This is a genomic window from Nitrosomonas sp. Nm51 (assembly GCF_900111165.1).
Lineage (GTDB): Bacteria > Pseudomonadota > Gammaproteobacteria > Burkholderiales > Nitrosomonadaceae > Nitrosomonas.
This window is the reverse complement of record NZ_FOGH01000067.1, coordinates 1-11248: the sequence shown is the minus strand read 5'-3', so window position 1 is coordinate 11248 and position 11248 is coordinate 1. Positions and strand designations below refer to the sequence as shown.

Here is an 11248-nt window from a genome sequence, read left to right as displayed (position 1 = left end):
AGCAGGTCGCTGGCCAGCCTTGGTGCGTTATATCATCAGTAAAATTATTGCCAGCAAACCCCAGAAATCACAATTTCTTGATTCATTTCCCGCTACGTTGGCATTTGATTCCAGCTAACTGAGGAATTTAGGGTAAAAAGCTCGCAGGCATGAGCTGTATAATGAAGCTGTTAATCTGTCCGGCGCAATTGCGGAAACAGAATAACATCACGGATGCTTGGGTTATCCGTAAATAACATCACCAGCCGATCTATGCCAATACCTTCCCCTGCGGTAGGTGGCAAACCATACTCTAGCGCGCGGATATAATCAGCATCATAATGCATGGCTTCGAGGTCGCCTGCGTCTTTGGCTTTTGCTTGTTCGCGAAAGCGCTCCGCCTGATCTTCGGGATCATTTAATTCGGAAAATCCGTTGGCGATTTCGCGGCCTGCGATGTACAGCTCGAATCGATCTGTGATATTCGGGTTATGATTATTGCGCCGGGCCAAAGGAGAAACTTCTGCAGGGTAATCAATGATAAATATTGGTTCGAACAGTAAATGTTCGGTCGTTTCGTCAAATAGTGATAATTGTAGACCGCCGATTCCCTCGCTGGGGTTGTAATGAATGCCAAGTTGAGTTAGGCGGCCGATTAAAAAGTCGCGATTTGATAGCTCGTTCTCGGTGTATTCCGGGTGAAAAGCCATGATTGCCTGTGTGATAGTCATCCGTTTAAACGGCTTGCTGAAGTCAATGGCCTGTTGCTGATAATGTAATATTGTGGTCCCCAATACGGTTTGGGCAACGGATCGCAACATATCTTCAGTGAAATCCATCAGATAGCTATAGTCCTGATATGCTTCGTAGAACTCCAGCATGGTAAACTCGGGATTGTGTCGTGTGGAAATACCTTCATTCCTGAAGTTGCGATTGATTTCAAAAACTTTTTCCATGCCGCCGACGACTAGGCGTTTAAGATAAAGTTCAGGCGCTACACGGAGAAACAGAGTCATATCAAGTGCGTTATGATGTGTGGCGAATGGGCGCGCGGTAGCGCCACCGGGTATCGGATGCATCATTGGTGTTTCCACTTCGAGATAATCGCGCGCGACGAAAAAATCGCGTATGGCCTGAATGATTTTCGAGCGCAGAGTAAAAACTCTGCGCGTTTCCTCATTTGTAATAAGATCAAGGTAACGCTGGCGGTATTTTTGTTCCTGATCGGTAAGGCCATGGAATTTTTCCGGTAACGGGCGCAGAGATTTTGTCAGCAGACGCAGATCAGTAACCCGCAGAGATAATTCGCCTGTTTTGGTTTTAAACAGCGTTCCTTCCGCACCAAGAATGTCGCCAAGGTCGTAATGCTTGAATGCTGTATGAACTGTTTCACCGGTTAGGTCGTTTGAAATATATAACTGGATGCGTCCGCTCATGTCCTGGATGGTTGCAAAACTTGCCTTGCCCATGACGCGTTTGAGCACCATGCGACCGGCAACCTTGGCAGTTATAGACTGTTGATTCAATGTTTCTTTCGGCTGTTCATCATATTGTGCATGTAATGTTGCCGCCAGATTTTTGCGCTGAAAATTATTTGGAAATGCATTTCCATTTTGCCGCAATGCTGTGAGCTTGGCGCGGCGTTCGGCGATGATCTGGTTTTCATCGTGCTGTGATGGGGCGGATGGGTTTTCCTCAGTCATTTTCGGTCAGTTGTGTACAAATTGATGGATGTTGTTGTCGTTTTCTTGAGTTGAATTATCAACGCAATTGGGCGTTATTATACGCGTTAAGGCCGTGATTTATTGCAAAAAGAAATTTTCCACCGTGATGGATGGTGATAGTGGAGTGAAAAAAACACTCTGTTTGTGATATCTCTCACATCGTCATTAGGCGATTAAATATATAGTACTTACCAGATTAACGAAAAAAGGTGTTTATCTTTCCTGTATGTCACTGTGCTACGTAGCTGTATCCAATCGTGTCACGTAGCTCAAAGGAGTGTGACGCATATTGCACAACTATGATGTTGCAGCCGTATTCACCAAGGCCAAATCAGGCTGGCTGGTCACCTGGCTTCAGGTCTGCCCGGCACGGTTGTTTTGGCATGTGATCCTGGGCACGTCTCCTCAAGGCATATATTCATCGTCTCAATTAAAAGGAGGTTGACATGGAAACAGGGAAATCCGGATCGCAATATAGCGGATTTATCATCATTCGACTCGTGCGGCGGTCCGATGTTGCGGTCGAGTCAATGGAATCATTACGGTCTTATGCGGCCGGGTGCCAAATGGATGGCATCGAAAGGCTGCTTGATAGATTTGACATCAAGGATACACGGCCGGTTATTCGCGCTTTACCACCAAAAGAGTTACTGGAGCTGGAACGAAAGGTGGCGCGAACAGAACTGTCGCCACTACATAGCCTGACTTCCTACTGGAAGCTCGATATTCGCCATGTGGCAAAAAAGGCGGATCAGATCGTCAAAGATTTCAATGCCCTTGACGAAGTGGACATTGCGTATCATGAGCTAGAGGCCACGGATCCCGTGGTTAACCCGGCTGATGATCCGTTTAACGCCAGTCAAAACTACCAGGACCCGGCTCCTGATGGCATAGACGCCCGCTGGGCCTGGACGCAATTAAATGGCGAAGGAGCTGGCGTGGGTTTTGTCGACCTGGAACAAGGGTGGTTCTTGAATCACGAGGACTATGCGAACAAATCGCCAGCGCTCCTGTATGGAGACAATCGTGACGGCATTGGCACTTATGTCGGAAACCATGGCACCGCGGTACTGGGAGAAGTTTCTGCTGACGACAATACCGTTGGTGTTGTAGGGATAGCGCCATCCGTGTCGTCGGTAAATGTCACAAGTCATTGGGATACCGCCAGCAGCTCATCGGGAAACGTCGCTGACGCAATCGTAGGTGCCCTGCCGACACTGCAGCCTGGCGATGTGCTGTTGCTGGAGATTCAAAAAGGACTTCTACCCACGGAAACCGATGTTGCGGATTTCGACGCGATACGGCTTGCCGTCGCCTTGGGGATCATCGTCGTGGAAGCCGCTGGAAACGGGGGGGTTGATCTCGACAACTATACCGACGGTGGAGGCAACTTCGTCCTGAGTCGCGCGAGCGCTGATTTCAAGGATTCAGGAGCAATTATGGTTGGTGCTTCTTTTTCATCTTTACCGCATAATCGTATCGGCTTTTCCAATTTTGGCAGTCGCATCGATTGTTATGCCTGGGGCGAGAACGTTACCACAGCAGGCTACGGAGACCTCGACAATGGTGGCGGTGACAATAACAGGACATACACCGGTTCGTTTAATGGCACCAGCTCTGCATCGCCCATTGTTACAGGCGCTGCGGTTATTCTTCAAGGGCTGTACAAAGCCAATACTCCCGGCCGGCTGTCCCCTTCCCGGATGCGTGATTTATTGTCGAACCCGGCTACGGGTACTCCTCAAGGACCGGATGTCGCCGGGTTCATCGGCGTGATGCCGGACTTGCGTTCGATAATTGAAAATACTCTGGAATTACCGAGGCTGGTCACGATGATCGCCGACAATGGTGACTTCGGCAACGTCTGCATCGGTTCCTTTAAGGATATGATCCTGGTTCTGAGCAACAGCGGCAACGCGAGGCTCAAAGTGACCAATTTAACTTCATCGTCTCCGGAGTTTGTTCTTCCCGGCGTAATGTCGTATCCAATGACCATTGAAGCCGGAACGGCTGTGCATGTGCCGATCCGCTTGCAGCCCGCCGGTTTTGGCCCAAAGACATCAACGCTAACGGTGTTTAGTGATAATCCAAACGGGCAAAAAATGGTGGAGGTGTCGGGCCAGGCCAGCCCGCCGAGACTGGTTACGCTCATCGCGGATAAAGGCGACTTCGGCGACGTGTGTATCGAATCTTTCAAGGATCAGATGATTACCTTGAGTAACAGCGGGCGCTGTCCGTTGACGATAACAGGTATTAATTCATCTTCCGCTGAGTTCATGGTCGCGGGCACTGTATCGTTTCCGATTTTCGTCCATGCGGGCGGTGCATTACAGGTTCCGATTCGATTTCAACCCATTGGCTTCGGCGCAAAATCAGCCACGATTACTATCGCAAGCGACGATCCCAACGGCCCCAAACGCATAGATGTTTTTGGTAGCGCCCCCTCCGGAAAGCTTGTTGTTACCGGCTCGACCTGCATTGGCGGCGTAAAGGCCTGCTGCGCCGGAGAGCGTACCATTTCAATCTGTAACGTGGGAGACTGCAAGCTTCGCGTTTACGATGTTGGATTCAAACGTAACAGTGAGCACTGGAAACTGGTCAACAATCCTTTCCCCGCAATGTTGCACCCCGGTGCGTGTTTGAACGTGCTGATCCGGTACAAAGCGACGGAAAAATGTCCGAGAAGCTGCGAGCTGGTCATCAAGAGCGACGATCCGGATACTCCGGTCAAGATACTCGATGTTATGGCATATACGGTATGGGGTGGCCAAGGATACAACGAGGAAAGCAATGATTGCCGAAAAGAATGCTGTGAGAAGCACGTGAATTCTTATTGTAGCGCACAAAGTATCGACGCTTGTTGCTGGGACGAATGCAACGATGTGTAGTAGGAGGTGTCGTCATACGGTACGTGCATTTGCGCGCGCAGGTTCAACCGCGGATGCGGAAAACTGCATGTCCGGTGATGTGGGGGAGAGGTGATGGGCGAAATCCCATCACCATGACCCGATCATTATTATCGTCTGGACGGCGGCAGCGGTTCGCCGAAAAATTCGCGCATCAGAAAGTTTTCCAGCCCTTCCTGATCTCCCGGCCGGGCGGAGAGGACGATGACACGGTTGAGGCGGCGCGATTCCCAGTTGAAATCTTCCTGGTGGTACTGGCGGATGAGCTGGATCATGCGGCGGATCACGGCGCGTTCGATGTCCCCGCCCGGCTCCGTTTCGACTTGGATGATTTCACGGCGCGGATTGCTGACGCCGGTGGTCCACGCGCGGAATGAGAAGCGCGCGTAACTCGAACGTATCTCGAGGATCTGGAAAATGCCGCTGGTGCCTGGCGTTTGCAGGTTGCGCCGTACTTTCGCCATGCGGACTTCCTCTGCGGAAGGCTGCGGTTGCGTATTTGTGTTGCGAGCGTATTCGGGGCCGTCGAAAATGCCGGCTGGCCGGTTCGGAACAGCGGATTGTTGCGGTTGCGGCCTCCTCTGGTCGATATACTCGGACAAATCGGTTGGCGCGGCGGTATCTTGCGGCCGCACAGTCTCGGTTGCCGTTTTTTCCTTTGGCGTCTGCGTTTTGGGTGTTGCAACAGCTTCTGGCATGACTGTTGGCGGGGTAGCCGGCCTGGCGCGCGGCGACGGAGGCTGAGGCGCGGGTTCTGGCTGCGGCGGGATTTCGGGTTGTTTTTCAATGCCCTTGCTGGGTGGCGGCGCTGATTCCTGTGCCGGTGTTTCTTCCGGAAGTTCCAGAAATTCCGCTTCGATGGCGTCCGGCACTGAAATGGCTGCATCAATCTCCTCATCGGATTGCGACAGGAAAAAACCGACTGTCCAGATGATCAGCAGCCAGATCAGGGCCGCCAGCGGGAGCGGCCACCACAGGCGGATTTCCCTTGACTGGGTGCTGGTCATTGTCACAGACTGTACGGGCATTGCGGACTTATTTGTGCCGCACCGCGATCAGAAACTGCTGCACACCTGCCTGGCGCGCGCGCAGCATCGCCTGCACCACAATGCCTTGCGGGGCTTCGCTGTCCGCCGATACGATCAGTTTCGGCTGGGCGTCCTCGAGCAGCGGCTTGAGTTTTACGGCGAGGGTTTCGAGCGTAACGGATTCCTTGTTGATGTAAATCTCGCTGTCCTTGGTCAATGTGAGTGTGATCGGCTTCTCTGCGCTGAGTTTTTCGGCTTGTCCTTTGGGCAGGTTGACCTGTAGCGAATCGAGGTTCTGCATCGACAGCGAGGCGAGCATGAATGTCGCGAGCAGAAAGAACATGACGTCGATCATGGGAATAATCTGGATATAGCCTTTACGGGGCGCTCTGGTTTTACGCAGTTTCATGAATATCTTCCTTTTGATCCAGGCGGATATGATCGATCAGGCGCGTGCCGAGACGTTCCATTTCGTCCATGGTCTGCGATTGCAGCCGCGAGAAATAGTTGAATCCGAACAGCGCAATCAATGCGATCGACAGGCCGGCCACGGTGGCAATCAGCGCTTCGGCCACGCCGCCTGTTACTGCGGTCGGGTTGACGATGCCTTCGCTGCCGATCACCTGAAACGCGCGCATCATGCCGACGACGGTGCCGACGAGTCCCAGCAAGGGAGCGGCGGTGACAATTGTCTCCAGCACCCAGAGCCGACGCGACAGGGACTCTTCGATCATCTGCGCCTCGTCCGCCGCGCGCGATTCGGTCCACCACGACGGTTGATGCCGGTTGGTGATCACGGTTTCAAAAAAGCGTTTGTAGTAATGCCGCCTGTCCAGCCCGGACAGAAATTTTTCCAGATCCTCCCATTTAAAACCGTAGGTTTCGATGAGATTCAACAGTTCGCCCGAAAGCCGTGCGAAGCGCCAGTAGACGAACGCTTTTTCCAGCATTATCGCCAGTGCGATAATGCCCAGCAAGGACAGTGGCAAAATAATGATGCCGCCTAGTTTTAGCATGATCCAGGCTTGATTCAGATATTCCATAGATTCACTCCAGATTGGAAAAACAGAGATAATGTTATGACCCGCTCAGCTTGGCATGAATCGTTTTTATTCGAACATGTGCGGGTTTTGAACATAAATACAGGCATGAATTCCCGGTGCCGAAAAACCACGATTCTGCCATAGCTGACATGCTGTTGTAGCGGGAAAAATTGGAATTGAAGAATATGACAGCGACAGACAATGCGGCGATCTGCACAGCGTTGCTGTCGATGCGGGGTTATTCCCTGAGCTTGATGGTGATCCGGCCGTTAGACACCTGAATATGCTCGATGCCCTCGGAGAATGACTGCCAGAATCCGGGATCTGCGCCGAATTCGCTCACCAGATCGATATTTTTCAACCCGCCCAGCCATGCGTTGGGAATAGGCGCACCCATCATACTGATGCCGTTGAGGACAATGACTGGCTTGCCATTGCGGTACGCCATGCCGACACCGGCATTGAAACGCAACGTTTTACCACCAAGTACCGGGAATTCTTCCGCGAGCGGCACCAGCAGTTTGGCGCTGACGAGTCCCTCGTCAAGATCGATAGCCAGCTTGCGCGCCAGATCGGTATTTTTGGCCAGCAGTGCGTTCAGCTCGCGTTCGGTAAAACTGATTTCACGTGAAGCACCCGCCTCGGTATAGGGTTCGGGTTGCAAAAAGCCGTCTTCATAATACGCATCGTCCTGCGATTGATATGTGTATTCCTGATGATAGGACGGTGACTGCGTTCCCTGTGTATAGCCATAGCCCAGCTTGTCAAGCTTGGCTTCGAGTGTTTGTTTCTCTTTTGTACTGAGTGAAACCGGTATGAACGCGGAGGCAAACACATGCGTTTTGAGCACCCAGTAGGTGCCGACGATGGTGATCACCATGGTGATAAAGACAATAAGAAGTACATGAGTCCAGTTCATAAAGGCCGCTTCAAATTGTTACAAGTGCTTCGTTGATTATGATACTAACCCAATATTGCACATAACACATGGCGACACCCTTGATTTTGGTCTGCAGTTATTATGTCTATTGTATTGGTTTCCATGGATTCTAACGAAAATACAGTTTGTACCCACGGATCCACTTGCCGGTTTTTAACGTGCCCTGTCTTGAATTAGGCGCACATGCTCCCTATGCCGCGCAGAATAACTGCGCCTGCGGCCGCGGGCACGCTCAACTCAAAACAAGTTCAGCAATTTAACTGCCAACAACTGATGCAATATCCAAGTTAAGCTGCATTTTAACCGATTTTATAGGCTGATATGGTATAAACTGTGTGGCAATACGCCATCCACCTAACCCGGACCGCTATGAAAACGCCAAACCGATACTGTCCAATCGAAGATTACGGCCTGATTGGCAACCTGGAAACAGCCGCGCTGGTATCAAAGCACGGAACCATCGATTTTCTGCCGTATGCCCGTTTTGATTCGCCGACCATTTTTGCCGCGCTGCTCGACCGGGACAAAGGCGGTTTTTTTTCCATTGAAATCGAGTGTGAGGAAGTGAATCATAAGCAGTTGTATCTGCCCGATACCGCTATTCTGATCACCCGCTATCTGACCAATGTGGGTATTGCTGAATTGACCGATTTTATGCCTGTCAATGAAGAAAACAGCCGGTTTGCGCTGATCAGAAAGCTTAAAATCATCAAAGGTGATCATACGGTGCGGGTCGAACTGAAACCGCGTTTCGACTATGGCAAGCATGGATTTCACGTCGACAAAGAAAATGGCAGCCTGGCGATTCAAAGCGAGGGGAGCGATAAACAGGCGTTTCGCCTGATATGCTCGGTTGATTTCGAGGTGGAAAAAGATCGTCTGTCGGCTGAGGCTTGTCTGAAAGCACGGGACGAAATCAGTTTCGTGCTGTTATCGGATGATCAGCCATATTCGGATGTCATCGACGATCTTGGACGGTTTGTTGAAAAAAGCTTTGACAGTACATTGCATTTCTGGCGGAACTGGGCCAATCAATCGGCCTATAGCGGTCGCTGGCAGGATATCGTCAGACGATCTGTGATTACGCTGAAGCTGCTTACATCCTGCCGTTACGGTTCAACCGTTGCCGCCGCCACATTCGGTTTGCCGGAACATATCGGCGGACAGCGCAACTGGGATTACCGTTATACCTGGATCCGCGATGCAGCGTTTACCATGCACAGTTTTTTGCGGCTTGGCTATACCTGCGAAGCGCGCCAGTTTATTCAATGGATACAGCAGCGCAGTCTGGAGATCGACGCGGCTGACGAACTCAAGCTCATGTACCGGATCGACGGCGCGTCCGATCTCGAGGAGACGGAAATCCCGCATCTTGAAGGATACAGAGGTTCCGCGCCGGTGCGTTCGGGCAACGGCGCGTACGATCAGTTCCAGCTCGACATATTTGGCGAACTGATCGACACAATTTATCTGTATAACAAAAATGCCGAGCCGATCAGCTACGATTTCTGGCTGAGTTTGACGAAATTCATCGACTTTGTGTGCGAAAATTGGCAGCAAAAGGATCGTGGTATCTGGGAAGTGCGCGACGGTGAAAAGGAATTTCTTATTTCCAAGGTGATGTCGTGGGTTGCGCTCGACCGCGGGATAAGGATTGCCGAAGGCCGTTCGTTCCCGGCGCCGCTGGAGCGTTGGCGGGCAGCGCGCAACGATGTGTTTAACGATGTTTACTACAATTTCTGGAATCCGGAGTGCGAGGCCTTTGTGCAATACCGTGGCGCCGCTACGCTGGATGCATCCGCGCTGCTGATTCCGCTGGTGCGTATGCTCAGTCCCAATGAACCGCGCTGGATATCGACACTTCAGGCCATAGAGAATGAGTTGATCACGGATTCTCTGGTTTATCGTTATAATCTAAATAATGGCGCCAGCGACGGATTTTCCGGTGAAGAAGGCACTTTTTCGATGTGTTCGTTCTGGTATATCGAATGTCTGGCCAAATCGGGAGAGATCGATAAAGCAATTCTGTATTTCGAAAAAATGCTGGGTTATGCGAATCATCTGGGACTGTATTCCGAGCAAATCAGCCTGAAAGGCGAGCAGCTGGGTAATTTCCCGCAAGCGTTTACGCACCTTGGCTTGATCAGCGCCGCTTACCAGCTGCAGTTACTGCTGGCGCAGGACGGCCGTTCCTGAATGCAAAAAATTTCTGATAAATACTGAGCGGATGCAGTCACTTAACAATAAAATTGTCCTGATCACCGGCGCCGCCACGGGCATCGGCAAGGCGGTTGCCTTGCGTTTCGGACAGGAAGGAAGCCATGTCATTGTCAATTATCTCGACCGCAAAGACGATGCCGAGGCCGTGACCGGCGCAATCAAAGCGCAGGGCGGCAGCGCTGTGCGCATGCAGGCGGATATCAGCCGGGAAGACGGTGTCGTGAGCCTGTTCGCAGCCATTAGAAATCAGTTTGGCGGGCTGGATGTGCTGGTCAACAACGCCGGCATGCAGCAGGACAGCGATTTTATCGATATGACGCTGGACGACTGGAACGCGGTGATTAATGTCGATCTGACCGGACATTTCTTATGCGCCCGTGAAGCCGCGCGGCTTTTCATGCAGCAGTCTTCGGAAGACAGCGAGCGATCGCCGGGTGCGATGGTGTTCATCACCTCGGTGCATCAGAACATTCCATGGTCACGGCGCGCCAATTACTGCGCTGCCAAAGCCGGTGCCGCAATGCTGATGAAAACGGTTGCTCAGGAACTTGCGCCGTACAAAATACGTGTCAACGCAATCGCGCCGGGTGCGATTAAAACCCCGATCAATATCGAAAACTTCCGGGACCCGGAATCCAGAAACAAAATTATGCGCAAGATTCCGTATGGCCGTCCGGGAAAAGTGGAGGATATCGCCGCTGCTGCAGCCTGGCTCGCATCCGACGAAGCCGATTATATTACCGGTGAAACCATTTTTGTTGACGGCGGTATGGAGCTTTTTGCCGATTTCGCACATGGCGGCTAGCGCGTTGAAAAGCCAGCCCACTCAACGGTCACGAGGATGCACCGTCACATGATCAGCGTGTTACGGCGCTTGCTTGCACATTGCGCAGCCATTGCCCGTTGCTTTCCGCAGGCCTTGCCATGTTCACTGACAGCGCACTGAACCCGGCAATATCATATGGATAGGGTACCAGCCTGAATATCACATCAGTACACTAGATGTTGGCCTGTAGCTATTATGCCTATTGGTTTTCATGGATTCTAGCCCGTAACGATACAAAATCAGAACTGTCGATCAAAAGACCGGCCTTTTTGCGATTAACATGTGAATAATCTTGCAAGAGGCCCGTTTTATCTTGCCTATAGTGACATAACTGGAAACGTTGCCACTTCAATCATCTTCAAAAGAGACGTTAACAGCAACGCAGGGATCTACGCTGAAAAATATTGGCGCGGATCCCTGATAAATTTTACATGTTGACTAACTATCAAAACATAGTGCCTGGCTAAAACCGGTACGCTTTCTAGAGCTGCCTATTACCCACAAATATCAACAGTGATAATCATAAATCATCTTTCCACAGCATAAATCCCATGCACATATACTGAAATTCCAGATAGCCGC

8 protein-coding genes are annotated in these 11248 nt (G+C 51.3%); 3 read left to right on the top strand and 5 right to left on the bottom strand.

Translation table 11 applies throughout. The features are described from left to right. Window positions 1-170: 170 nt before the first annotated feature. Window positions 171-1682, bottom strand: a complete 1512-nt coding sequence (gene lysS / locus BMY60_RS13790) for a lysine--tRNA ligase (RefSeq protein WP_090334412.1) — start codon at window positions 1680-1682, stop codon at window positions 171-173. A 467-nt stretch (window positions 1683-2149) separates the two neighbouring features. On the opposite strand from lysS, the gene BMY60_RS13785 reads away from it, so the two are divergent. Then, window positions 2150-4591, top strand: coding sequence for a choice-of-anchor D domain-containing protein (locus BMY60_RS13785; protein WP_090334411.1), 2442 nt, complete (start codon window positions 2150-2152; stop codon window positions 4589-4591). Between the two features lie 128 nt (window positions 4592-4719). Here BMY60_RS13785 and BMY60_RS13780 read toward each other — a convergent pair whose 3' ends face one another. The 4 genes from BMY60_RS13780 to BMY60_RS13765 all read right to left on the bottom strand — a co-directional run bounded on the left by BMY60_RS13780 (window position 4720) and on the right by BMY60_RS13765 (window position 7599). Then, complete coding sequence (locus BMY60_RS13780) at window positions 4720-5616, bottom strand: hypothetical protein (protein WP_090334414.1); 897 nt, start codon at window positions 5614-5616, stop codon at window positions 4720-4722. Between the two features lie 28 nt (window positions 5617-5644). Then, entirely contained in the window at window positions 5645-6046 is a 402-nt protein-coding gene (locus BMY60_RS13775) for an ExbD/TolR family protein (protein WP_090334409.1), read from the bottom strand. Next, window positions 6033-6680, bottom strand: a complete 648-nt coding sequence (locus BMY60_RS13770) for a MotA/TolQ/ExbB proton channel family protein (protein ID WP_090334408.1) — start codon at window positions 6678-6680, stop codon at window positions 6033-6035. The genes BMY60_RS13775 and BMY60_RS13770 overlap by 14 nt, the downstream gene beginning before the upstream one ends. Before the next feature lie 238 nt (window positions 6681-6918). Beyond that, on the bottom strand, window positions 6919-7599 hold the full coding sequence (locus tag BMY60_RS13765; protein ID WP_090334406.1) for an arginine N-succinyltransferase: 681 nt from the start codon (window positions 7597-7599) through the stop codon (window positions 6919-6921). A gap of 390 nt (window positions 7600-7989) precedes the next feature. Here BMY60_RS13765 and BMY60_RS13760 point away from each other — a divergent pair, with 390 nt between their 5' ends. Then, entirely contained in the window at window positions 7990-9816 is a 1827-nt protein-coding gene (locus BMY60_RS13760; RefSeq protein ID WP_090334404.1) for a glycoside hydrolase family 15 protein, read from the top strand. 31 nt (window positions 9817-9847) lie between these two features. Beyond that, window positions 9848-10645, top strand: coding sequence for an SDR family oxidoreductase (locus BMY60_RS13755; RefSeq protein ID WP_090334402.1), 798 nt, complete (start codon window positions 9848-9850; stop codon window positions 10643-10645). Window positions 10646-11248 lie beyond the last annotated feature (603 nt).